The organism is Luteolibacter sp. AS25 (genome assembly GCF_046736275.1).
In the GTDB taxonomy this organism is placed as follows: Bacteria; Verrucomicrobiota; Verrucomicrobiia; order Verrucomicrobiales; family Akkermansiaceae; genus Luteolibacter.
Genome location: NZ_CP151837.1, coordinates 2,398,310 through 2,422,625, shown reverse-complemented (window position 1 = coordinate 2,422,625; position 24,316 = coordinate 2,398,310). Strand labels below are relative to the sequence as shown.

Sequence of the window (24,316 nt, the reverse complement as noted above, 5' to 3'; positions counted from 1 at the left end):
TTTGAAACGAATTTCGCCAGAAGGGTGAAAAGCAAAGAGGCGATCCTTATGGATCGCCTCTTTCTAATTTCTGATGAAACCGATTATTTAACCGGATCCGGGGCTACACTGGCCGGGTCTCCGAAAACGTAGCCTCTGGCGAGGGTTTCGTAGGCGGCGATTTGGCTGGAAATCCACATTTCGTCTTTCTCCAGTTCTTCAGCAAGCACTCTGGCAACTGCAGGCGCGGCTTCGATACTGGCGCGTGCGTTGAGGAGCAGGCTGCGGCTACGGCGGGCGAGGACATCCTCCACCGAGCGGGCCATTTCCTCACGGGCATGCCACCTGATTTCCGCTGCTGTGAGCGAAAGTAGTGGGTGGATTTTATCCGTTTCGCCGAGGGAGCGGATCGCTTGGGCATCCGCGCCGTATGGCTTGAGGTTTGCCTCGGGGATTACTGTCCTGGTCCAGCCACGAATCTGAAGGGTAGCGGTTTCGCATGGCTTCTGATCGACTCCGGATACCATTTCCGCCTGGTCGATCACGTCTTCCGCCATTTTTCGATAAGTGGTCCATTTTCCGCCAGTGACGGTAATGAGCCCGCTATTGCTGACGACAATGGTGTGGTCACGTGAAATGGCCGCTGTATCAGAACTATCGCCGGCGCTGACGAGTGGACGCAGGCCTGCGAAAATGCTCAGAACATCCTCGGGTTGAGGGTCTTTGGTGAGGTATTTCGCCGCGTGTTCCATTACGAATTCCACCTCCGATGCAAGGGCGCGCGGCTCGAGGGATTTCTCCGGAAGTGGAGTATCCGTGGTGCCGACTACGACGCAATCGTGCCAAGGCACCGCGAAGAGGACGCGACCATCGGCGGTTTTCGGGATCATGATCGCAGAATTTCCAGGGAGGAACTCCTTGGGTAGCACGACGTGGATGCCTTGGCTGACTGTCACCATTGGCTTGGCGGTGCTTTCATCTTTCGAGCGGAGCTCGTCGACGAAAATACCGGTGGCGTTGATAACGCAGCGAGCATGGATTTCGAGTGTCTCGCCGGATTCCAGATCCTCGGCGACCACGCCGGTGACGATGCCATCAGTCTTCAAAAGTCCGGTGCACTTCGTGTAATTGGCGATTTTCGCTCCGAGATCGGCTGCCGTTTGTGCGAGGTTGACCGCGAGGCGTGAGTCATCGAATTGGCCATCGTGATAAGACACGCTGCCGCTGAGGTCCTTCGTTTCGACAGTAGGGATACGCTTCAGGGTTTCTTCTTTGGAAAGCCATTTGCTGGGGCCCAGGCCGAGTTTCCCGGCCAGCTGATCGTACACCTTCATGCCGATCCCGTAGAAGGGACCTTCCCACCAACTGTAGTTCGGGATGACGAATGAAAGATCGTGCACGAGGTGCGGCGCATTTTTTGTAAGGCGTCCGCGTTCGCGGAGAGCTTCCAATACGAGCGAGACGTTTCCCTGCTGGAGGTAACGCACGCCGCCGTGGACGAGTTTCGTGGAGCGGGAGGAAGTGCCTTTCGCGAAATCCGCCTGCTCGACGAGGACTACGGAGTGGCCGCGGGAAGCGGCATCGACCGCAGTGCCGAGGCCGGTTGCACCACCGCCAACGATACAGAAATCGTATGGCTCTGTGGCGTTTTTAATATGTTCTAGCGATTTTTCTCTTTTCATAATTCTGGTTCTTGGAGTTCCCATTCCTTTGAGCGCTCTACGGCGCGTTTCCATCCGTCCGAGAAGACCTTCATGTCTTCTTCGGGGCGCTCCGGTTTGAAGCGTGCGCCTTCTTTCCAACGGTCTGTGATATCTTGTTTGTCTTTCCAGAAACCGACTGCGAGGCCGGCCAGGTAGGCTGCACCCAGAGCTGTGGTTTCCACGTTTTCCGGGCGGAGTACTTCCAATCTCAGTAGATCGGATTGGAATTGCATGAGTGGCTCGCTGTTCGAAGCGCCACCATCCACGCGAAGCTCGGTCATGGTGATTCCCGAGTCTTTCTCCATGCAGTCCGCGAGGTCAGCGCTTTGATAGGCGATCGCTTCGAGAGCTGCGCGGCAATAGTGTTTCCGATTGGTGCCGCGTGTCATGCCGACACAGGTTCCGCGGGCATAGGGATCCCAATGCGGAGCGCCCAGGCCTGCAAAGGCTGGAACAAGAAACATGCCGCCTGCGTCCGGGACTTCTGCTGCGAGTGAGCTACATTCCTCTGCGGAGCGGACGAGCTGAAGCTCATCACGGAGCCACTGGACGACTGCGCCGCCCATGAAAATAGAACCTTCGAGCGCATACTCGGTTTTTCCGTCGATCTGCCACGCGATGGTGGTAAGCAGGTTGTTTTTCGAACGGATCGCTTCCTCGCCTGTATTCATGAGGAGGAAACAGCCGGTGCCGTAGGTGTTCTTCGCCATGCCGGGTTCGAAGCAGGCTTGGCCGAAAAGGGCCGCGTGCTGGTCCCCGGCGATACCGGCGATCGGAACTTTTTTGGTGGTGTGTCCGTAGATTTCACTGCTGCCCTTAACTTCCGGAAGCATGCAACGCGGAATGTTGAAAATCTCAAGGATCTCATCGTCCCAGTCATGTTCGTGGATGTTGTAAAGAAGTGTGCGGGAGGCGTTTGTGGCATCGGTGATGTGCACTTCGCCGTCCGTGAGTTTCCAGACGAGCCAGCTATCGACAGTTCCGAAGAGTAGATCTCCGGCTTCGGCGCGCTCGCGGACTCCTTCCACGTTTTCGAGAATCCAGCGGAGCTTGGTGCCGGAGAAATACGGATCGAGACGGAGGCCGGTTTTGTCTCCGAATTTATGTTCGAGACCTTCTTCCTTCTTGAGTTTCGCGCAGTAATCGGCGGTGCGTCTGTCTTGCCAGACGATGGCATTGTAGACCGGCTTGCCTGTGTTCTTATCCCATACAACTGTGGTTTCACGTTGGTTGGTGATGCCGATGGCGGCGATGTCGCGGTGACGGAGATCGGCTTTTGCGAGGGCTTCCGCTTCGACGGCTGTCTGGGTGGCCCAGATCTCGGTGGGATCGTGCTCGACCCAGCCCGGCTTCGGATAAATTTGGGTGAATTCCTTTTGGCTGACAGCTATTACTTTCCCGGCGTGGTCGACGATGAGAGCGCGTGAGCTGGTGGTGCCCTGGTCGAGGGCGAGGATGAATTGTTCGGATTTCATGGGTTTGGTAGGTTTGGTTTTATAGTAGAATAGATATCAGTTTTTTCATGCGGGAAATAACAGGCGGAAGAGAAATGCTCCCGCTACGCCGCCAAGTAAGGGTGCGACGATGGGCACCCAGGCATATTGCCAGTCCGAGGTACCCTTGCCGGCGATCGGCAGTAGCTGGTGGGCTATCCGGGGGCCGAGGTCACGGGCGGGGTTGATGGCATACCCGGTAGGTCCGCCGAGGGAGAGGCCGATCGAGAGGACGAGAAGTCCGACGAGAAACGGGCTCCACCACGTGCCGACAACTCCGGCGAGGGAGGTGGGGATGTGCTCCAGTGTTTCAAATTCAGCAGCGGGTATTCCGGCGCCGATTTGTCCGATTGCAAGAACTCCGAAGACGAGCATTACTGTGCCAATAAACTCGGTGATAAATGCCGGGCCGGTTTTCCGGATAGCTGGTGTTGTAGAGAAACAAGCAAGCTTGCCTCCCTGGTCTTCGGTTGCCTCCCAGTGGGCGAGATAAGTGAGCCAAACTAGTGTGGCGCCGATCATCGCTCCGAGCACCTGGGCTCCAACATAACCGGGGACCTGGGCCCAGGAAAAATCGCCGATTGCTGCTAGTCCGACGGTGACGGCGGGATTCAGATGGGCTCCCGAGATGCGACCAACGGAGTAGACTGCGATTGCTACGCCTAGGCCCCAGCCGGTGGTGACGACCATCCAGCCGCCGTTCTGGCCTTTGCTTTGTTTAAGCACGATGTTTGCGACGACTCCATTACCGAGGAGAATCAAAATAGCCGTCCCGACAATTTCCGCTAAATATGGGTTCATAGTAATAAATAGGTTTGGGTTTTACGTTTCTCTACTTATTTCGGATGATTAAAATGTGTAGGACAGGTTGAGGCCCAACCAGGCCTCGTCATCGGACTCCAGCGCATCAAGGGCGAAGGCGTATCCTGCCAGTGGTTTGATGGAGATCTGCTCGCTTAGCGCGATGGGCAGACCGACTGCTACCGTGAGGTTATCCAAGCCGCTTCCGCCGGATCTCAGGCCGTCCGAATAGCCGAGGCCAGCATAGGAAACGAGCGAGAGGTTATCGGAAAAATCATACGTGTGGGAGACTTTCAGCTCATTGTAATATCCGTTGAAGCGGGGATTGTATGAGAACCAGGTCGAGACGCTGAAGCCATTGCCCAGGGGGTGTGCGAGAGAGAAGTAATACTCCTCGCTATCCGCTCCGTCGGAGCCGGGAAGGTGATACCAGATCATACCGGCGGATGCGGTGAGGTCACCGAAATCATGGTAGATGTAGGCGCTGGGTGTGAGCTCCTTGTATTCGTCGTTGAACGAGTTACCTCCGTAGAGGTTGAAGTGGAAGGTGTTATAAAGATCTATGTCGAGTGTCTCCCACATGATGCCGTTTCCGGATGATGCATCGGCACCACGGTAGACGTGCAGGGTTTCGAACCCGAGGGTGAGGGAGACGTCCAGGGAAGGATCGGAAGACGAGCTTGCGATGAGATCCCTGTTCGGTAGGTTTTCACTAGCCAGCAGTTGTCCGCCTGTGAAGAGAGGAATAAGGCAGGTAGTGAGATAAATGCGATTGGGTTTCATGGGTTTTTGGTTGGTTTTTGTGGGTTCCGGTAGTTGGATAAAATCGCTATTAACGATTCAAAAAATATTCCATCGGATTTTCCTTAAATCAACGGAAAAGCTATCTGTGAAACTATTGTCGTAGTTGTCTTTCCTAGCTGTTCTCAAACGTTTGGAAGGGTTCTTGTGGTGAAGTGGCAACAAGTCCAAGAAAATCCAACGCTAAAGGTTTGAATTCCAAGAAACTTGGTTGGACTTTATTGGGAAAATATTTCATCTTTTTTCCATCAAGATGCTTGTATCCGAACGTCAGCGTAGAATTTTGCAGCAGATTCAGTCCGAAGGTTTCGTGAAGACCTTTGAGCTGGTGGCTACATTTGGAGTTTCCGATGAAACAATAAGAAAGGATCTGAAGGCTTTGGAGCGACTGGGGAGGGTGGTGCGTAATCATGGAGGTGCGACGAAACTGGCTCCGGAAAGGTTCGATCTGCCGTTGCCGGAGCGTGTGGCTCTGAACGAACGGGAGAAGGATTTGATAGCAATTGCCGCGGCGGATCTGATTTTGCCGCGGGAAACGATTTTCCTGGATGCCAGCTCGACGGTGCTGAGGCTGGCGGAACACCTGCCCCCACTGCCGATGACCGTTGTCACCAATGCGCATCACATAGTGGTGACGCTGGCGGGGCGTGCGGATATCAACCTGATGTGCACGGGTGGAAATTATGAGAATGAATCACGCAGCTACACTGGGGCAATTGCGGAGGATGCTTCCAAGCGGTTTGTAATTCGCACAGCTTTTCTGGGGGTGGATGCTTTCGATGCGGAGAGAGGGGCGATGGATTTGAATCACGGGCACGGAGTCCTGAAGGAGCGTCTGATTGAGCGGGTGGATCGGGTGGTGGTTCTTGCAGATAGCAGTAAACTAGGAATCAGGAGTTCCTATAGCTTCGCGGAGACAAAAAGGGTGAACGTCCTGGTGACGGACGAAGGTGCCTCTCCTGCGTTGATTTCGAGCTTCGAGACCCTGGGGGTGAAAGTGATCGTGGCAAAATTCCGCACAAGCGCTGCGGGGAAAAAGCTGCAATAGATCTCTCCTTTGAGAGGAAGAAGGTCAGCTTGGATCGATCGGGACCAGGACCAGTTCCGGGGTGCTATCCGCCGGAATAATCTCCACGGGAAGCCTCTGGGTAATCCGCGGAGCCTCGTTCTTCGCTGGATCCTGCCGGATGGGGGCTTTCCATGCCAAAGCAAACACGGCCGGCGTAATCAGAAGGATCGCGGTCAGGAAGGGTCTGGGATGTCTGGTGGAAGAAGCGATGCCCCAAAATATTGAATTTTTAGAAATAATCAAGAGAAGTGTAATAGTTTTTAAAACTTACGATTGGTATCGCCGGTTTATGAGTCTATTTTCCAAGTTATACAGATGAGCGATAAAAATTCAGTGGAAGGCAGGGGAAGGCAAATTCTAGCAGGCGGTGTGGTGATCGGCACGATCGGCACCCTGGTCGTGGGCTTGCTGGTTGGCTGGCGTTATATTCCAGGCTGGGGCGGTGAGGGGGTCGGTATGATCGCGGGAATGCTTTCCACACCGTTTCTGATGGAGACATCGTTCGTCATCATCGGGTTTCTGACCGTCGTTGCGCTGAATATCTGGAGACGCCACAAAGAGGGAGATGAGTTCGTGAGCATGGATTTCCCGGATGATTCGGATAATTCCTAAGCGAACATGGTAGCCGAGCCTCAGAAAGAGCTTCGCTTCACAAGATCCGGCCAGGCGGTTTTATACTGTGTGACCGGCGCTGTGCTGGTGGGAGTGGCGGTGACGATTCTTGCGACGGGGATTTATCGTGAGATAAATCCGGGTTTGCCGCATCCGGCGTGGGCGATTCCGTGCCTGGTAATGGCCGGGGCGTGCTGGTGGCTTGCATGGCATTTGACCAAGCATGCGTATCTGATTCTGACACCGCTGGGATTAGAGATTTTTCCGTTTTTCCGCCCGGCGAAGGGTATGCAGTTAATCACCTGGACGGAGATCAAAGGGGCTGATGTGGATGAGCGTGAGCGCTGGCTTACCCTACATTTCAACGAGAACAGGACGGCGGGGATGCATCTTTCGTTGTTTCCGGTGAGGCGGAAGCTGAGAGGGCTTCTGTCGCGGGCAGTTCTGGGGCGGGTTGAGAAGAGTTGAAAGTTTTGTCTTTCAAGTTCCATGGAGAGCGGTGATGAAGGCGTGCATATGAGACCACATTCGAGACAGATATTATCGGTGGAGGAAGTGTTTGGAAAAAATGGCTGGCACGGGGAGCTTGTCGAGGGCCGGGACGTGCTGCGTGCAGGCTTCGAGGCGCACCACACAAGAGTGAATCTGACAGTGCAGGCTTTCACTGAACTGAATGCGCTGAGCGTGGTGGGCGAGACTTCCATGTTCATCGCCGAGCCCCAGATGCCGGCGTTTCTGGAGCTTCTGATGCGTGGGAACAAGCAGCTGACACTTGGATCCTATGAGTATGATCTGGATCGGGAGATGTTGGTTTTCCGTGTGACGAATATTTTCGAAAAAGAAAGGTTCGATGAAGATATCGTCTCATCCATGGTTCACTGCGCGATTGCGGAGCTGGACAGAATGGTGCCGTACGCGGCAATAGTGAGAGGGACCGCTGCTGATCTTATAGCTGACCTGGATCTTGAAAGGCTGCTGGAGCGTGAGGATTTGCTACCGCCGGTTCCGGGTGAGGAAGAGGAAGAGTATTAGTTAGTTGAAGTAATTCAAAGGTTGATATTTAGTGTCTATTTAAATTAAACCTTGCGAGCTAGGGTTTGTTTACGTAGTTATACTAAGGTATGTCCCAACATGTAGGTGTTCTAAGCCGAGTGCTGTTACCTGTTTTAACAGGATCATTGATTATAGTGCTCGCGTCTCTAGATACGTCGGATGCAGCGGTGACAATCAACAGCACATCTGTAATAGGCTCTGATGTGGATGGAGATACTTCAACCACACTCCCCCATAATCCAAATAAGGCCACCATTACGGGAAATGGCAATGCTTTGACATTCAGCGAGTTGAATCCCGGTGAGTTAAGCTATATCGGAGAGAGCAGTATCTCTACTTCTTCGGATATAGGGAACGGTAACGATACCCAAGTCTTCCTAACTTCGGTAACCCAGTCTGTCATGTTTAGCCTCGGTCTGAACGAAGTCGTAGACATAAGTCTGCAAGGAAGCTTTTCACTAGAAAGCGCTGTTTTAGCTAGCGGAGTGAGCTGGAATCTTAGCGGGCCTTCAGGAGATGTGTGGACACCGCAGAATTTTACTTCTCTGGCGGGTGCTTCTGTCGGGAATAGTGGAACGATCAACGAGGCTGTAACAGGTTTGACCGGTGCGGGCGTTTATACATTAACTTTGACTACATCAGTTACTGGTGCGACGGACCTGAAGATTCCTGACCTGGGGTCTGCCAGCTTTTCAAGTGTCGTATTCTCAGTAACGCCGATACCTGAACCATCAGGCTATGTGATTCTGATGTCTTCGGTTGCTGTGATGTCGTTGTTCCGCAGGCGCTAAGAGCCTGAAGCTATAAGAGGGCCTACACGGGCGTGGCGGACGAGGAATTCATCGGCGGCATCTCCGTAGGCCAGGGCACCTAGACCGGTGGGGTCGTGCTCGAAAATTGTTCTCCCATGGCTAGGTGCCTCACCGATGCGGATGGTGCGGGGAATGTTGTGTTTGTAAATTTCCTCGGGGAAATAGTTCGATACTTCCTCTACCACTTGGCGGGAGAGAAGTGTGCGGCCGTCATACATGGTCATGAGTATGCCCTCGAGAACGAGGTCGGGATTGGCTCCGGAACCGCGGATTTCTTCTAGAATTCCGACGATCTTTGCGAGTCCTTCGAGGCCGAACCACTCGCACTGGAGCGGGATGAGAATTTCATCGGCGGCTGCGAGGGCAGCTGTCATGAGAACGCCTAGGGATGGTGGTGTATCGAGGATACAATATTCGAAAAGGTCGTTGGGCTTGAGTCCCTGGAGAATGCCGCGGAGGCGTGTGAGGTGGTCGTCCGAGCGGGCCAGCTCGATTTCGATACCCGCGAGGTCCATTTCCGATGGGACAAAAGAGAGGTTCTCGCGGCCGGAAGGGACGATTTTGCTCCGGATGTCAGCTTCACCAAGGAGGACGTTGTAGATGGAGGAGAGCGGTTCTGCATCGATACCAAGACCGCTGGTGCAGTTTGCTTGGGAATCGAGGTCCATGAGAAGTACGCGCTGGCCACGGAGGGCAAGGGCGTGTGAAAGGTTCATGGCGGTAGTGGTTTTTCCGACTCCTCCTTTTTGGTTGGCAATGGCAATGACTTTCACTTGTTTGCAGGATGGCGGCAAATTTCGATTTTCAAACTGCAAAGTTCGAAGAGTGGATGAAGGGGAATGAAAAGCTGAGGAAAGTTTTGGTCTGGAAGGTAGAAAAGTTATTTGGCGGTTACGGAATGAGCCATGAAAACGTCGCGATGGTTTTGGAGTGGTTGGAAGAAACAGAGGCCGATCGATTTTAGTATTAGCTCAATCTGAGCGGGGTGTTGAAAGTCGCTAATGAATTGGAAGTGAGAGCTTTAGGCAGATGTGTTGATGGCTTGGGCGAGTGGCTTTAAGCGTGGAATTCAGTGCGGTGGCGGCACTGAGACTGAGGGTGAGTCCGATTCCGAGGTGGGAGTTTCCGGATTCAGTCTGGTAGCGAGATTTTTCCTGACGAAAGAGGGGCTCGAAAAGTCTTTCGAGATTTTCGGGGAGGTCTTCAGCGGGGTTGGTGAAAGCTATCTCGATGGCTTTTTCGGTGACTATGGTGGATATGGAGATGGTGGAGTGCGCTGCGCTGTAGCTTGCAGCGTTGTCGATGAGGTTGCTGAAAATAAGCTGGAGCAAGGTTGGATCGCTGGAGATTTCGGGGTTTTGCGCAGAGGGGATGTAGTCGAGGTCTAATTGGCGTCTATCAATTCTCTGCCTGAAGTCCTGAATCGTTTTTTCGAGGATGGGCCGGATTTTTACGGGATGAAGTTGGGTGGCGATGTCTGCCTGGCTAATGCGGGAGAGCGCTGAGAGCCGTTTTACGAGTTCGCCAAGATCGGTTGCCACTAGTTGGCAGGTTAGAAGGTGTTTCTCGTATTCTGCGGCGGTGCGCTGGCGTGAGAGTGCTAGGTCTGTGGTGGCGAGTAGACCGGCGATGGGGGTGCGTAGTTCATGGGCGGCGTGGCGGATGAAGTCTTTTTCACGCGTGCGGATGGAGGCGATACGGGTGAGAAATGTGTTAAAGCTTTCGGTAAGGGGGACCAGCTCTGAAGGGAGGGAGTCCGGGAGGATGATGGAGTCTTCAAGCTGATTTTCTGAGCGGTTGAGGAATTGTTGGCTCAGTGTTTTTATGGGGGAGAGGGATGATCTGACGGCCGCGCCGATAATCAGGAAGCCTAGTAGAAAGGATGTAAGGGTGCCGATTGCGAGGGTGGCTGATAGATAGGCTAGGGTGCGGAGAATGGGGGTAAGGTCTCTCGCTACGACCAGGGTGTGGGGGAAGTCCCGGGGATCGAAGGTTTTTCCTTCACCCATCATGATGATGCCTTCCTCGGGAAGTATGTATGGATGGATGGTTAGGCCGATGGCACGTGCGTGCTCAAGGCGGCCGGGAACGCTGATGGTCTGGAGAAGTGGAGTGCCGTTTTTCCCTGAAAATTTCTGAAGGTCTGTGACGCCTAGCGCGGGTGAGCGGGTGGTGAGGCCGGAGGTTTCGTTCCAGTATTGGAAGAGTGATTGGTCGGAAATTTCCGAGTTTGTGCCTAGGCCTTCCTGCCACTCGAAAATGATTTCTCCGTGCTCATATTCCATCTGGTTGGCGAGAATGGAGGCGGTTTCGACAATGGATTGGTCGAGCTCCTGATAAAGGCTGCGCCTGACCATGAAGTAGATGGTGATGGAAAGGAGTGTGAAGAGTAGGCAAAGCCCGAGTCCGCAACGGATAAGGAGGGTGCGGCGGATGGAGTTTTTTTGCATGCCGGAGGGGATTGGGAAGATGGCTTTACTCTGCGGACTCTAGTATGAAGCCGTGGCCGCGGCGAGTGTGGATGAGGTTTGAAAGTCCTGAGATGTTCAGTTTTTTCCGAAGGTAGCCGACGTAGACATCGGCGATATTGGAGTTGCCGCCGGTGGAGTCTTCAAAGACGTGTTCCCATATTTCGGTGCGGGAGACTACTTGGCCGTTGCGGAATGCGAGGTATTCCAGGAGGCGGTATTCCAGGGCGGTGAGGTCGATGGGTTGATCTGCGCGGGTGACGGTGCGCTTGATAGGATCGACAGTGAGGTCTGAGATGTGGACTGTGGGCGATTTTTGTGAAAATTTCCGGCGTAGCAGAGCATGGACCCGAGCGAGGGATTCGGCCATGGGAAAGGGTTTTACGAGATAGTCGTCAGCACCGGAGTTGAGGGCTTCCAGTCTGTCTTCCAGGCCATCCCGTGCGCTGATCACGAGGATGAAGACTGAGATTTGTTTTTCCCGTAGTCGCCTGAGAATCTCCATGCCGTCGATATTGGGGAGCATGAGATCAAGTAGTATGACATCGTAAGGATGCTCTGTGGCATACCATAGGCCTTCATCGCCGGTACCGGTGGAGTCGACAATGAAGGATGCTTCTTTGAAAAACTGGACCAGCGATTCGCGCAGTGTCTGGTGATCTTCGATAACGAGAAGTCGCATTTTTTGGTGGGCTCTGAATTTCCTGTGGACCTGGAGTCCGAACGTAGTGTGGGCATTTATGTGTCGATGATCGAGAAGAAGATCTAGCCAGCTATGGAGTGGCGAGCCGGTTGCGCTTGAGCTGCCCCGAGTTGAAGAGCCAGGAGGCGGATTGGTAGTAGGCGGTGGTGGTATGGAGTAGAGACTTTTCTAAATTCTGCTCTCCTGATAGAGGGATGATTTCTCCTGTTTCAGGAAATAGGTGGTAGGAGCTGTGCTTTTTGTTCGGCTTGAGAATGGTCATGCTCTCTGGGGTGGTCATGGCGATTTTCTGGTAATTGCTGACGAATGAGCGCTGGGGAAGGCTTTGAGCGGATTTGGCGAGGTAGTCATGCCCGAAGCCGAAAGTCTGATGTGGCCATTTCAGCAGGCCGAAGACGGTGGGCATGATATCGACCTGGCTGGAAAGCGCGGTGATTTCCTTTTTTCCGATGAGGGCTGGGTTGTAGATCATACCGGGGATGCGGTATTTGGTGACGTCGATATCAGCTTTACCGGCGCTGCTGGCGCAGTGGTCTGAGACGATGACAAAGAGTGTGTTTTCGAACCATGGTTTAGTAACCGATTTGGCGATGAGATCGCCGATGGCCCAGTCAGAATATTTAACAGCACCGTCGCGGCGGTCTTCAGGGGTGAGATCGATGCGACCGGCGGGGAAGTCGTAGGGGCGGTGGTTGGAAGTAGTCATGCAGAAGAAGTGGAAGGGCTTCCCTGCTGCGTGATCTTTGTCTGCTTCTGAGATGGTTTTTTTGAAGAGGTCTTCATCGCAGGCGCCCCATGCGGTTTTAAAGGTGGTGTCTTTGCCTTCCCAGGCATTGGCGTCCATGATACGGCAGCCGGCGGTGGAAAAGTAACGGTTCATGTAGTCGAACCGGCCATCGCCTCCGTAGAAAAATCCACAATCGTAGCCACGGTCCAGGAATGGTCCGAAGGTAGTTTTAAGATTGTTTCCCTCTGGTCGGTAGATGATTGCCTGGCCCGGGGTGGGTGGCAGGCCGAGAGTGAGTGCCTCCATGCCGCGGACGGTACGGGTGCCGGTGGCGTATAGGTTTTCAAAAAAAACGGATTTCTTAGCGAGGCGATCTAGATTCGGAGTGAGTCCACGGTCTCCGCCCACGTAGGACATGAAATCCGCACTCATGCTTTCCATGCAGATGAGGATCACATTCCACTTTTTCTCTTCTCCACTGGACAGTATGGTGCGTGAGAGATCGTCTGTCGCGGGGGAGGAGGCGATTTCGGTTTCAGTGATGAGAAGTGCGCGTGCGGCGGAGAGGGATTCTTCTTCAGGGAGGTTTAGATACCAGCGTGGATAGTCTAGTTCCATCTGTTTGAAGGCGGCGAAGAAGGACCAGTAGCCGTTTTTCGCAATTTCCGTGTCGTATTGGTTACTGAAATTCGGGATGGCGGCCTGACTGACTGTTTTAAAGACGAGGAGTGGTGATGCGCATAGGATGGCCGTGCCAATAAGGCGATGACTGAGGGTAGTCTTTGCTCTTTCAGGAAAATGAAACAAGGTTAGGTGTTTCATGGACCAGACGACGAGGATCGCCAGTAGGATGATGGCTGGGATGATGAGACCCATGGGGTAGGATTCTGAAATGTTTGCCCAGACTTCCTGTGTCCAGATGAGGTAGTCTACTGCGATGAAGTTGAAGCGAGCTCCGAATTCTTCCCAGAAGAACCACTCCGCGGTGCTGATGAACAAAAGCGCTCCGCAATACAGGGTGGCAAACGCTGCCAGTATCCAGCGAATCCAAGATCTTTGAAGAGATCGGGCAGGTATAAAGATGCCAAGTAGCAGCCAGGGCGCTGCGACGAATACGCTGGCGGCGAGATCGTAAAGCAGCCCGATGGCGAAAGCTGTAAGAAGAGGGAGTTCCGGGCCGAGCTCTTGCCATGCGGTAATGACTAGAACGCAGCGTATGAGGAAAGAGAAGGCAAGGAATAGGCCGGCGGAAAGTAGGGCGAATCGCGCGGGAATGGATGAGAGTAGGTGCTTCATTAGGGGTTGGTGGAGTTTGAAAATAAATTCGGGAGTCGGCGGGACGGGCTAGTAATTAGAAGTTTCCGGAGGATGAGGATGGAGATGCCTGCTAGAATGGCGGCGATGAGGAAAAGCAGCCGGATGGGGTAGGAATGGATGATGTTTCCAGCCATATTGGGTGAGAAGTTGGTAGAAGTATGGCGGGAGGGTTTGTAAGATAATGGTGAGAGGGTAATTTTGCCCTGAAATTGAATCAGCCGGCGGAAGTGAGAATTGTTTCAGAGGAGGTGGCTTTAGCTGGAGGAGTGGTTATGCGCTCGATAAGGATCGCTTTGTCTTCCGGTAGTGTGATGGTGACTGTGGAGTTGATTTTAGTGAAATAGCCGCGTCTGGAGGAGAGGACAGTGAGAGTGTTGGCTTCGCACTCTGATCGGAATTTCAGCTTGCTCCTAGGGAGGCCGTAGCCATGGCTGGTGGTAACGATTCTCAGGGTTTTGCCTTTTTCCACGACGACTTCGCCCTCGACAGCGAGGCGGATGATGGCGGGAAGGGCGCCACCGGTATTGATTTCATTTTCCCCGCTATAGGATGTGCCAAATGTGACCCATGAGAGGGCGGCTATGATAATTGGTAGGGCAGAGTAGGTGAGCCAGGATGGGACGTCCTTGTATTGGCGGGACGGGTTGTGCATGCGGTTTTCTCCGAGGTGCATGAGGTGAAAAAGACCGACTGCGAAAAACCACATGAGGCCTGCAGCCCAGATGACATCCGAGAGGAAATGTCCGCCCTGAGCGATTCTGGCGAAGCCAAGGGTGGCGCCGAGTAGTAGCGCGAAGGAAAATACAGCAGCGCGTCTTCGCTTCCATGAAGTGGGCATGGCGAGGGCGACGGCAAAGAAGTAGAAGCCCATGGTGGCGTGGCCACAGGGGAAGCTGCGGCCGCTGCTTGCTAAGTCCATCCAGGCGATGGGTTCGAATTCAAACAGGCCTCCGAATTCAGCGAGCTGGCAGGGTCTGGGGCGGCCCCAGAGGTCTTTGAGTAGGAAATTGGTGAGAATGCCGCAGCCGGCGATCAGATAAATGAGAAGGTAGGCTGAAATTTTCCGATAGCGAGCGACAGATGCGTTTCCGATCCCTGCCAGCAGAATGATTAGCGCTGCGATGCCTACGAAGATGGCTGGGAGGATGCCGAGATTGAAAATGGAGCTGAGGAGGGGATTGAATTCCAGTGGCCAAGAGCCATCGGAGGCATAGAAATAGCGGGCGACTAGGAGGTCTGTATCCATTACTCGTATGAGCACGGTAGCGATGACGAGGAGAGCCAGCGGGATGAGAACGCCGGGAGCTGGTTTCGCTTTCAATTTTTGGGGCATGCTTCGAGTGAAGCGTAATGTTTATGAGAATTTTGTGAGAGCGGAGGGGATTGCTATTTTCTATTTTTGAGATTGGCCCTGCCGGACGTTGTCCGTTCTTGCGTCCGGTCAAACGCAGGGGAATGATAGCGCGCAGATGATTTCGGTTTCAGAGAGTGGTACGGGGAGCAATTTGGTGGCGGATGTGCGTGAGATTTTTTCACGGACCGGCCCGCTTTCCGGATCGAAGGATTTCGAATACCGTGGAGAGCAGGAGGAGATGGCTGGTGCGGTGGCGGAAAGTCTTTTGACAGGGCATCCGCTGGTTGCAGAGGCGGGGACGGGTGTCGGGAAATCGCTGGCGTATCTGGTGCCTGCGGCAAAATTTGCTCTAGAGACAGGTCGCAAGGGGGTGATTTCCACGCATACGATCAATCTTCAGGAGCAGCTGGTGAGGAAGGATATACCGATTGTAAGGAACATTTTAGGGGAGGAACTGCCTGCGGTTCTGTTGAAAGGGAGGCAGAATTATTTGTGCCCGGGAAGGTTGCGGAAGGCGTGGGAGCAGTCCGCGGATTTGTTCACTTCCACCGAGAGCGATGAGCTGGAGAGGATCCGGATCTGGGCGGAGGATACTCGTGATGGAACTTTGAGTGATATGCCTTTCCAGCCGGCGATGAAGGTGTGGCTGCAGGTTTGCAGTGAGGCGCACTCCTGCACGCAGCGGTATTGCGGACCGAGGGGGAATTGCTGGTTTCAGGAGGCGCGGAAGGCTGCGGCGGATGCGAAGCTGGTGGTGGTGAATCATACGTTGTTTTTCGCGCTGCTGAATACCGGCGAGATGTCGAGGGATGAAGAGGGAGAGAAGATGCAGGGATTCCTGTTTCCAAATGACTTCGCGGTGCTGGACGAAGCTCATACGATCGAGCAGGTGGCTGCTGTGCAGCTGGGGCTGCGGGTTTCCCAGGCGGGGCTGAAGTTCGACTTGCAGAGGTTGTATCATCCACGGACGAAGAAGGGGATGCTGCGGACTTTCCGCAAGGCTGGGCCGATGTTGGCGGTGGAGCGGAGTCTGGTAGCGGCTGAGCAGTTTTTCGGGAATATCGGGGACGCCTCGAATTTCGGGCAGTGGAGCAAGGAATTCCGCGTGCGGAGGCCGGAATTGGTTGATAACTGCCTGGGCGGACCGCTGAGGGATCTGTGGGAGGAGATCGATGACCTGGCGGATGATACTGATAATGAAACTGCGAGGAATGAGCTGCAGGATACTGCACGGAAGCTGCGTGAGGTGCACGGGGCTGTCGGTGAATTTCTAGACCAGAAGGATGAGGAGTCCGTTTATTGGGTGCAGAAGAGCGGGCGGGATGAGGATCAGTTCAGCTGCCATGGGGCACCGGTGAATGTGGCTGAAAGGCTGCGGCCATTGCTGTTTTCCGGGAAGAAATCGATCGTAATGGCGAGTGCCACGCTGGGAGTGGGGGATCCTGAGTTGGGATATTTCCGGAAACGGGTGGGGGCGGAGTCCGCACGGGCGCTGAGCATCGGCAGTCCATTTGACTACCGGAAGCAAATGCGGGTGAAAATTTATAAATCGATGCCGGATCCGAACACGCCGAAGTATGACGAGATGATGGCGAAGGGCATCATGGATGCGGTGACGGAGAGTGATGGCAGGGCGTTTGTATTGTTTACCAGCTACCGGACAATGAAGGATGCCGCGGCGCGGTGTGAGGGTTATTTTAAGAAGAAGGGTTGGCGCTTGCTGATGCAGGGGCAGGAAATGCCGAGGCACACGATGGTGGAGGAATTTAAGGCGGACACTTCGAGTATTCTATTCGGGACAGATAGTTTCTGGACGGGGGTGGATGTGCCGGGAGAGGCATTATCGAATGTGGTGGTGACTCGTTTGCCTTTTGCTGTGCCGGATCATCCTCTGACAGCTTCGCGGCTGGAAGCGATCGAGGCGGCGGGAGGAAATCCGTTCATGGACTACTCTGTGCCGGAGGCGATCCTGAAGCTGCGGCAGGGGGTCGGGAGGCTGATCCGTACGAAGAAGGATGTGGGTTGGGTATGTATTCTGGATAACCGCATTTTGAAGAAGCGATACGGAAGCGCGTTTATGAAGGCGCTGCCGGATGCTCCGGTGCAGGTGGTGGAGAATTTTTAGCGGAGCTATTTTAGTAGATTCAGATCTATGAGAGTAGTGCTGTTGATGGTGGGGCTGGGTGTGTTTTTTCTACTGGGCTGGTTGTTGTTCGGGCAGGGAATCGAGGAGGTATGGGATCTGGATGCGATGGTGGCGTGGTTTGAATCGGCCAAGGGGTGGGCTTGGCTGGTGGGGATCCTTTTGCTGGTGGGAGACTTGTTGTTACCTATTCCGGGGACTGTGGTGATGTCTGCTCTTGGGGCTGTCTACGGTGCCTTTCTGGGTGGGGTGATAGCCAGTGTTGGGGCGTTGCTGGCTGGACTGGCTGGGTATGGAATTGGGAAATTCTTCACTGAGGAAAATGCCCGGAAGTGGCTGGGAGAGAAGGATTTCCTGAAGGGGAAAGAGCTCTTCGAGAGGCGGGGCGGTTGGGCGGTGGCGATGAGCCGCGCGGTTCCAATTCTTCCCGAAGTTCTAGCATGTATGGCGGGGCTACTGCGGATGCCGTTCCCGAAATTCGCATTCGCCCTAGCCTGCGGAAGCGTGCCGATGGGTTTTCTTTTTGCCTGGATTGGAAGTATCGGCAGGGCTGATCCTGCGTGGGCACTTGGATTTAGTATTCTAGTTCCGGCCTTGCTTTGGCTGCTGGCAATTCTACTGAAACGGATGCAATAGATAGCAATGGATCCGAGTGGAAAGAATGAAGGTGGTCACCACGTATTTGATCCTAGCCGGGGCTTGATGTTTCCACAGCGATGTCCGGCTTAATTACCCGGCTAACCGAGAGACTCGGTCGGGGTAGAAAGATGAGCGCTGGTCTCATCTAGGGGGCTAAGCTTATTTCTTATGGATACGACATCTACTCTTTGTGATCCCAAACCCGATTTGAACTTATGAACGCAAAATTGATTCTGACACCGGTCTTTGCACTGCTAGGTGCCGTTCTTTATGCCGAAGAACCGGAGCTACCGGTGGGCGATGGGCTTTTCCTTGATTTGAATGCGAACCTAGGTGTGGAAGTGGAGGACGGATATCGGGTGAGAGCCTGGCGCAATCAGGTGGAGGGGAATAAGGCTGATGTTTTCGTGAAACAGGATGAGGGGCGAAAGGTGGCTGGCTCTGGAAGACCTACTCTGGAGGAGAACGTGGAGGCAATTGGCGGTGGCGGAACACTGATTTTCGAGGAGCAGGAATTGCTCAACATGAATGAGGATGCATTTGATCATATGGTCACCGGGAACGGCTACACGTGGTTTTCCGTCATGTCGGTTCAAAAACAGAATATCGGGAAAAAGGATGTGAATTCATTCTTCGGGAATCTGCGGAACGGGCCGCCGTATGAAGGTTTCTGGGGGAACCTGATGGATGATAATCGTGTCTGGATGGGCACACGCAACGGAATTTCCGAGAAAGGAAAACCAACTCTGTGGCACGAGAAGCTCAATCCGTGTGTCTCGTCCCCTGAACCGATTTCCGAAGGGCGCTATTACCTGATTATGGGGCGGATGGGTGCGGGGCCGGGGGTGGTGGATCTTGAATTATTCGTGAATTCAGAGCTGCCCGTGGATAAGAAACAGGTTCCGGTAAATCCCGAGGCCGACCCATCCAAGATGGCGATCGGGCAGGAGCGTGATGCTACAAACCACCCTGGTAAGGAGTCGTTCCACGGTGCAATCGCTCGCTTTCTTGTTTATGAGCGTCCGCTAAAAGATGAAGAGCTTTCGGAAATGATTTTGTTTCTGACCGAACATTACAAAATACACAAAGGCGGCTGATCTGAGTTCGAAAAGAGTTATTCGGAAGATCCAGATCCCACGGGAATTATCTCAGTATGCCTTTCCGGAACGCTGTTGATACGGCTGCTGGTGCATTCTGGACCTGGAGTTTTCCGTAAATATTTGTCAGATGTTCAGCTACGGTGAAGGCGCTTATGCCGATTTCCTTGGCTATATCTTTTTGTGAAAGGCCTTCTGATACCTTGGACAAAATCTCGAGCTCCCGGCGGGTAAGGCTGGTGTTGCCCTTGAGGCTACCTGAATGGCGGTTCCATTCGTCCAGGACATAGCGTGCCAGTTGAGGGTCCAGGCTAGCTCCACCGCCCACCACCGATCTGATTCCACTTTTGATACCGTTCATTGTCGATGATTTCAGCAGGTAGCCGGCCGCACCCTGTTGAATCGCTTTCAAAACTTCCGATTCGTTGTCGGATTGGCTCAAGATGACGGTCTTTGCATCAGGAGCGTATTTGGAGATCCACGGCATAGCTTCGAGACCGGTCATGCCCGGTAGATTGAGATCCAGAAGAATCACTCCGGTGAATTGATCAGGAAGATCTTCTAGAAATCTAAGCGCCTGGTTGGGATTTCCGAAAATGCTGACGATCTCGAAGTCGCTTTCCTTTGCTAGAAAATGTTGAACGGCATCCCTATATTCGGGGTGGTCCTCGATCATGATAATTTCTATCATTTTCCGGGTAGTTTCTTTCATGGGGGGAATTTGGGTAAATGTCGTAGCTTATTGAAGATTTCTATCTTGGAAACCACAACCGCCGATTCGGGACCCTCAGTATTACACAAGTTCCCCCTTCGTTTCTATCATCCATTGTAAGCTTTCCCCGTGCGAGGCGGGCACGTCGTTTCAATGAAGGGGGCACCTTTCCTTCCAAAGCTTCCGGGATTCCCTGCCCGTTATCCGTTACTGTCAGGATAATTTCATTACGTGTGACACCCAGATGGGTTTCGAACTGTGTCGCCTGGGAGTGGCGGTAGATATTTACCAGGCATTCCTTATAGAACAGGTAGATATCGATCAGGGGGCGGGATCGGTAACTTCCCAGATGTTCGGCGCCCTCGACGACCGTGCGATGCTCGAATTGACCGGTTATCCGGAGTGCCGTCCGTTCCATATCCTCGATCAAACCATCGTAGCCACCTGTTGTGTCTACTACCTTGGAGTAGCGACGGATGGCTTTCCCTGTCTGCTCGGTAAGTTTCCGTATGCGCTGGTGCAGCATTTCCCATTCGGCTTCGGAATCTTGGGAGGCCTGCGCACTATCGCTCAATAGACCGATGGTATGGAGATTGGCCCCTAGTTCATCGTGCATATCCGCTGCGATCCTCTCTCTTATTTTTGCGATGGCCCTCATCCCCATGATACGGTCCACAAGGAATGTGAATATAATACCCGCGGCGAGAAGCACGATGAGCCAGTACATTCTGGTCATCTTTTCTTTCTGTTTCGAGTAGCCGATTTTGATGGCAGCAGCGACAGGGGGACGCACCTTTTCCAGCTCGTGGCGTCTTGCGAGCTGGGCCATCCACTCCCGATACGGGAGAATGTCACCGAAATGGTTTCTTCCATCAGTCAATGCCGAGAGGTGGATTATATTCTGGTTTTTCCCTCGGGTTACACGAACAGGCATGTTTTTAGCAATATTCCGGCCCTCGGAAAGGATCTCTATTTCAGCAAGGATCACGCTCCATTGGCTGATGCCTGTGTAGGGTGCTTTATATGGCTCATCAGTTGAAAAGCGGACGTAGCGACAGGTGGTATCCGGAAGATTTTTCCCGAGTATCGGACCGCTTGCGTAAACGGACGGAAGTCGATGATCCCAAAGAACGACGGCATCCGAGAAATCGCTTCGATTGGCACCGTGGATCACGAAATGGGAGGGCATTCCGAAATCGGACTGAGTCAATTGCGGGACGTACTCGCTCAGGTCTGCTCCGTGGATCCGGATTCCATTGATCGGAGCAGCCTGCCCAAGATCAATAATAGCGGAGAACTTCATGGTGTCTTCTGAAAAGGCCTTGAAGGTTGTGCTGTTTTCACCGGAAGCCGCATCCATGAGAAAAGGGGTGGAGCCGTCCACCAGTCCTTCCTTGTAGACTCCCGATTCGCCCCATCCACCAATGGAGCTGGAAACTCTGACTGGTTGATTTAGGGCAATGTTTCGTTCACCGCTGAAGACCATGACCTCGGAGAGGCAAAAGGTGAATCTACCTGTCCTCGCGTCAGGAGAGAGCTTTTTGGATCTGATTCTTATCCAGGAAGCCTTGGTAGGGGGAATTGAAATTAAAAGTGGAGCGATCCGGGGCAGAAATTGATCCTCTGGACCGAGTTTCGCAATGAGTCGACCAATTGATGTGCCTTTGTCACCCGCTACAATGGCGAATGCCTCGGGGAATCCGTCCGCCTGTGGTCCATCCTGCGCATTGTTCCAAAGCAGGGGAGTAAGGACAATTTGATCAATTATTGAGTCCTCCGGGAGCTGCACCTCGATCCATTCCTGGGCAGTCTTCCTTTTTCTTCGCTTTGAAATCCAACCGACGTTGCCTACGCCACTACGGAGGGTGAAATGGGCAAGGCTGCCTAATTCATTATCGATCTTAGATAGCCGGTTTTCCAGCTGCTCCAAGGGTTCCTGCTTTAGATTTTTGGCAGACGCGACAGGAGATTCTGCCAAAGACGTGGCGGCGCAGAATAAGTAGATGAGAGGAAATATGAAACTCCGGAGCACCCCTTCTGATATCACAGTGAATTAGGCTGGAACAACAACAGATAGCAGTGTTCACACGATGCCACCGGCACTTTCCAAGGGAGAGAGGTCTTGGCAGAAATTCTGTGCGTGAACTCTGGCTAACTTATCGGCGCTCAGGATTTGCTCCAATGTCGGAGATTCAATTTTCCGGGAGGCATCCATTGCATTCTGAACGCATTGCCAGATATGGGGAAACTTGATTTTTCCAGTGCGGAAGGCGTCGACGGCTACTTCGTTTGCAGCGTTGTAGACGGCGGGAAGCGTTCCACCTTCCAGGCCGGCGGTCCGCGCAAGAGTCAGGGCGGGGAAGTCCTCCAGGCGGGGTGGCAGAAATTCCAGTTTTGAGATTTCAGCGAAATTGAGCGGTTTGAGATTTCCTTTAATACGTCCCGGGTAGGTTAGTGCGTATTGGATGGGGAAACACATGTCAGGATTTGAAAGCTGGGCGAGGATGGATCCATCCACAAATTCAACCATGGAGTGCACGATGCTTTGCGGGTGGACGATTGCTTCTATGCGCTCCATACCGATGCCGAAGAGCCAGCGGGCTTCGATCATTTCCAGTCCTTTATTGAAAAGGGTGGCGGAATCGATCGTGATTTTCGGGCCCATATCCCAGGTGGGGTGTTTGAGTGCCATTTCCGGAGTGACGTTCCACAGCTCGGTGGCAGGGGTATTGCGGAAAGGGCCTCCCGAGGCGGTGAGGATGAGGCGGGAGACGGTCTTTTCTCCCCCGTCATCGCCAGCGAGGCACTGGTAAATTGCGTTGTGCTCGGAATCGACGGGGAGGAGCCGGACGTTTTGTTCAGCGGCTTTCCGGGTGATGATTTCACCTGCCATGACGAGGATCTCCTTGGAGGCTATCGCCAGATCTTTCCCTGCATCGATAGCGGCGAGGGCGGGGTGGAGGCCCGCGGTGCCCACGATGGCTATCAGGATGATGTCCGCTTCTTCAAGCTGGGAGAGGGTATTCAGTCCCTCGGCACCAGTGTGGATTTTTACAGAACCGGGGAGGAGGTTTCTTAGTTCCTTCTCTTTGGTCGCATCGTGGATGGCGACGGTTCTGACGCCGGTGGCAATCGCCTGGGCAGCCAGTTCCTCTACACTTGTAGCTGCGGCGAGGCCGACGATTTCGATTTCATCAGGAAGTGCTGCGGCGACTTTGAGGGTGGAGACTCCGATTGATCCGGTGGAGCCGAGAAGTACGACGCGGCGTTTTTTCCCGGTGATCATGCGAGAAAGAGTGCGTGATAGAAGTAGAGAGCGGGTGCGGTGAAACAGATGCTATCGATCAGATCAAGTCCGCCACCGATACCGGGGAGCATGTTTCCGGAATCCTTCGCGTGGAGTGAGCGTTTGACGACGCTTTCCGCAAGATCGCCGATAACGGCAAGGATGGCTAGTAGGAAGCCAAGGGCGATGACGTGTTCCCATGAGGAAAGCGCGGACAGTTTACCCGGGACGAGAGCGTAGAGGCCGCAGGCTGCGAGCTGGGCGAAGAGTATTGCGCCAGCGAAGCCTTCCCATGTTTTACCCGGGCTGATGTGCGGGATCATCTTGTGCTTCCCAATGAGGGATCCCGTGATGTAGGCGCCCATGTCAGTGAATTTGGTGACGGCGAGGAGCCAGAGCAGAACGAATGAGCCCGGGACTGCGCCTTCACCGGGAAGTGCGAATGAGAGACGGGATGCGAAAGTAAAGAGGTAGGCGATATAGAGGAATCCCAAAAGGTTTACTGCTACGGCCAGGAGGGCCTCGATTCCCTTGATGGCGTAGCGGAGCTGGAGGGTGAATGCACCGGTGAGAGCTACGAAGATGAAAACTGCATCGACCACTGGTGGAATGTCACCGTCTCCCTTCATGAAATAGTAGGAGCTCGCGGCTATGTAGAGGACTGCGAGCAGGAAGCCGAAACGGGGAAAGCACTTTACCTCCGCGGCACGGAGCATTTTGAAGTATTCTTTGGTAGATATCAGGACCAGAACCCCGATCATGGCTAGATAGGCCGGGGAAAGAGAGCTGGAGAAGATAGCAGCCACGATCGCCCAGAGAAGTAGGGTGCTCAGTGTTCTACGGGCAAAGGTCAGACTCTTGCTGACGGTTTTTTTCGGTTTTTCAGTTTCCACGGTCTGCAAGGATGCAAGACGGGAGCCGCGGCGGTGGCAACCATTTCTCGCAAAATTCTGCTCGGAGGAGCTGTGGGTCAACGATTCGAGATTCTGAAAACTTTTTTCAACTATTACGAAACTATCCTGCGGAGCTGGTGTTAGTTGTCTTCAGTGAGAGCAACTGCAACTCATCAACAATTAAAAAATATAATCATGAAAACCAAATCAATCATCATCGTAGCAGCTTCCCTCGGCCTTATCGGAGCCGTAAGCGCAAAGCCGGAACAAGGTAAAAAAAGACCTGAAGGTCACGGCGGCCCACCAGTTCCAGCTGAAGTTCTGGAGAAATTCGACACTGATAAGGACGGCAAGCTCAGCAAAGAGGAGCGTGATTCCCAGAGCGAAGAGATCAAAGCAGCAATGGAAGAGCATAAAGCAGCCATGCTCGAGAAATTCGATACCGATAAAGACGGTGAGCTCAGCAAAGAAGAGCGTAAGGCCATGATGATGGAAAAATTCGACACCGATGGCGACGGAACTCTCAGCGATGCAGAGAAGGAAGAGATGAAGAAATCCATGGGCGACAGAGGTCCACGTGGTGAGAAGGGCGGCAAAGGTGGAAAAGGCGGCAAGAAAGACAAAGGCGACGAATAATCCTCTCTGACTTTTAGT

Annotated in this window: 23 protein-coding genes; 9 read left to right on the top strand and 14 right to left on the bottom strand. The window is 53.5% G+C overall.

The annotated features are described in order from the left end of the window. Nucleotides 1–83 precede the first annotated feature (83 nt). From AAGA79_RS11245 to AAGA79_RS11230, 4 genes are read right to left on the bottom strand one after another with little or no spacing between them, the layout of a single operon-like run. Nucleotides 84–1,661 (bottom strand): glycerol-3-phosphate dehydrogenase/oxidase, encoded by a 1,578-nt coding sequence (locus AAGA79_RS11245; RefSeq protein WP_411825900.1) that lies wholly within the window; start codon nt 1,659–1,661, stop codon nt 84–86. After that, entirely contained in the window at nt 1,658–3,157 is a 1,500-nt protein-coding gene (gene glpK / locus AAGA79_RS11240; RefSeq protein WP_411825899.1) for a glycerol kinase GlpK, read from the bottom strand. The genes AAGA79_RS11245 and glpK overlap by 4 nt, the downstream gene beginning before the upstream one ends. A 45-nt stretch (nt 3,158–3,202) precedes the next feature. Continuing rightward, entirely contained in the window at nt 3,203–3,976 is a 774-nt protein-coding gene (locus AAGA79_RS11235; RefSeq protein WP_411825898.1) for an MIP/aquaporin family protein, read from the bottom strand. A gap of 48 nt (nt 3,977–4,024) precedes the next feature. After that, on the bottom strand, nt 4,025–4,759 hold the full coding sequence (locus AAGA79_RS11230; protein WP_411825897.1) for a hypothetical protein: 735 nt from the start codon (nt 4,757–4,759) through the stop codon (nt 4,025–4,027). A 271-nt stretch (nt 4,760–5,030) separates the two neighbouring features. On the opposite strand from AAGA79_RS11230, the gene AAGA79_RS11225 reads away from it, so the two are divergent. The 5 genes from AAGA79_RS11225 to AAGA79_RS11205 all read left to right on the top strand — a co-directional run bounded on the left by AAGA79_RS11225 (nt 5,031) and on the right by AAGA79_RS11205 (nt 8,302). Then, entirely contained in the window at nt 5,031–5,825 is a 795-nt protein-coding gene (locus tag AAGA79_RS11225) for a DeoR/GlpR family DNA-binding transcription regulator (RefSeq protein ID WP_411825896.1), read from the top strand. Between the two features lie 336 nt (nt 5,826–6,161). Beyond that, nucleotides 6,162–6,458 carry a hypothetical protein gene (locus AAGA79_RS11220; protein ID WP_411825895.1) on the top strand — a complete coding sequence of 99 codons (297 nt, stop codon included), beginning with the start codon at nt 6,162–6,164 and terminating at the stop codon, nt 6,456–6,458. Between the two features lie 6 nt (nt 6,459–6,464). Beyond that, entirely contained in the window at nt 6,465–6,926 is a 462-nt protein-coding gene (locus tag AAGA79_RS11215) for a hypothetical protein (protein ID WP_411825894.1), read from the top strand. A 48-nt stretch (nt 6,927–6,974) separates the two neighbouring features. Further along, nucleotides 6,975–7,490 (top strand): YbjN domain-containing protein, encoded by a 516-nt coding sequence (locus tag AAGA79_RS11210; RefSeq protein WP_411825893.1) that lies wholly within the window; start codon nt 6,975–6,977, stop codon nt 7,488–7,490. Between the two features lie 89 nt (nt 7,491–7,579). Then, nucleotides 7,580–8,302 carry a hypothetical protein gene (locus AAGA79_RS11205; RefSeq protein WP_411825892.1) on the top strand — a complete coding sequence of 241 codons (723 nt, stop codon included), beginning with the start codon at nt 7,580–7,582 and terminating at the stop codon, nt 8,300–8,302. Here AAGA79_RS11205 and AAGA79_RS11200 read toward each other — a convergent pair. The 6 genes from AAGA79_RS11200 to AAGA79_RS11175 form a co-directional block, all read right to left on the bottom strand. Continuing rightward, nucleotides 8,299–9,096 carry a ParA family protein gene (locus tag AAGA79_RS11200; RefSeq protein WP_411825891.1) on the bottom strand — a complete coding sequence of 266 codons (798 nt, stop codon included), beginning with the start codon at nt 9,094–9,096 and terminating at the stop codon, nt 8,299–8,301. The two genes, AAGA79_RS11205 and AAGA79_RS11200, sit on opposite strands and share 4 nt — an antisense overlap. 225 nt (nt 9,097–9,321) lie before the next feature. Continuing rightward, nucleotides 9,322–10,773: a sensor histidine kinase gene (locus AAGA79_RS11195; RefSeq protein ID WP_411825890.1), complete on the bottom strand. Its 1,452-nt coding sequence runs from the start codon at nt 10,771–10,773 to the stop codon at nt 9,322–9,324. 25 nt (nt 10,774–10,798) lie between these two features. Continuing rightward, nucleotides 10,799–11,473, bottom strand: coding sequence for a response regulator transcription factor (locus AAGA79_RS11190; protein WP_411825889.1), 675 nt, complete (start codon nt 11,471–11,473; stop codon nt 10,799–10,801). A gap of 91 nt (nt 11,474–11,564) precedes the next feature. Next, nucleotides 11,565–13,517 (bottom strand): LTA synthase family protein, encoded by a 1,953-nt coding sequence (locus AAGA79_RS11185; protein ID WP_411825888.1) that lies wholly within the window; start codon nt 13,515–13,517, stop codon nt 11,565–11,567. Next, nucleotides 13,517–13,672 carry a hypothetical protein gene (locus tag AAGA79_RS11180; RefSeq protein ID WP_411825887.1) on the bottom strand — a complete coding sequence of 52 codons (156 nt, stop codon included), beginning with the start codon at nt 13,670–13,672 and terminating at the stop codon, nt 13,517–13,519. Before AAGA79_RS11180 ends, AAGA79_RS11185 begins: the two co-directional genes overlap by 1 nt. Nucleotides 13,673–13,752: 80 nt before the next feature. Continuing rightward, nucleotides 13,753–14,859: a phosphatase PAP2 family protein gene (locus AAGA79_RS11175; protein ID WP_411825886.1), complete on the bottom strand. Its 1,107-nt coding sequence runs from the start codon at nt 14,857–14,859 to the stop codon at nt 13,753–13,755. A 148-nt stretch (nt 14,860–15,007) separates the two neighbouring features. Here AAGA79_RS11175 and AAGA79_RS11170 point away from each other — a divergent pair, with 148 nt between their 5' ends. From AAGA79_RS11170 to AAGA79_RS11160, 3 genes are all read left to right on the top strand, one after another. After that, a complete protein-coding gene (locus AAGA79_RS11170) occupies nt 15,008–17,017 on the top strand; it encodes an ATP-dependent DNA helicase (protein ID WP_411825885.1) in 2,010 nt (669 codons plus the stop codon). 27 nt (nt 17,018–17,044) lie between these two features. Continuing rightward, on the top strand, nt 17,045–17,671 hold the full coding sequence (locus tag AAGA79_RS11165; protein ID WP_411825884.1) for a TVP38/TMEM64 family protein: 627 nt from the start codon (nt 17,045–17,047) through the stop codon (nt 17,669–17,671). 218 nt (nt 17,672–17,889) lie between these two features. Beyond that, the gene (locus AAGA79_RS11160; RefSeq protein ID WP_411825883.1) at nt 17,890–18,771 is read left to right on the top strand and encodes a hypothetical protein; all 882 of its coding nucleotides are present in this window, start codon (nt 17,890–17,892) and stop codon (nt 18,769–18,771) included. A 46-nt stretch (nt 18,772–18,817) separates the two neighbouring features. On the opposite strand, the gene AAGA79_RS11155 is transcribed toward AAGA79_RS11160, so the two are convergent. The 4 genes from AAGA79_RS11155 to AAGA79_RS11140 form a co-directional block, all read right to left on the bottom strand. Continuing rightward, on the bottom strand, nt 18,818–19,483 hold the full coding sequence (locus tag AAGA79_RS11155) for a response regulator (protein WP_411825882.1): 666 nt from the start codon (nt 19,481–19,483) through the stop codon (nt 18,818–18,820). Between the two features lie 40 nt (nt 19,484–19,523). Then, nucleotides 19,524–21,413: a sensor histidine kinase gene (locus AAGA79_RS11150; RefSeq protein ID WP_411825881.1), complete on the bottom strand. Its 1,890-nt coding sequence runs from the start codon at nt 21,411–21,413 to the stop codon at nt 19,524–19,526. 153 nt (nt 21,414–21,566) lie between these two features. Next, a complete protein-coding gene (dxr, locus tag AAGA79_RS11145; RefSeq protein WP_411825880.1) occupies nt 21,567–22,769 on the bottom strand; it encodes a 1-deoxy-D-xylulose-5-phosphate reductoisomerase in 1,203 nt (400 codons plus the stop codon). After that, entirely contained in the window at nt 22,766–23,662 is an 897-nt protein-coding gene (locus tag AAGA79_RS11140) for a phosphatidate cytidylyltransferase (protein WP_411825879.1), read from the bottom strand. Before AAGA79_RS11140 ends, dxr begins: the two co-directional genes overlap by 4 nt. Nucleotides 23,663–23,857: 195 nt before the next feature. Between AAGA79_RS11140 and AAGA79_RS11135 the strand changes: the two genes are divergently transcribed. Then, on the top strand, nt 23,858–24,298 hold the full coding sequence (locus tag AAGA79_RS11135; RefSeq protein WP_411825878.1) for an EF-hand domain-containing protein: 441 nt from the start codon (nt 23,858–23,860) through the stop codon (nt 24,296–24,298). The last annotated feature ends 18 nt before the right edge of the window (nt 24,299–24,316 follow it).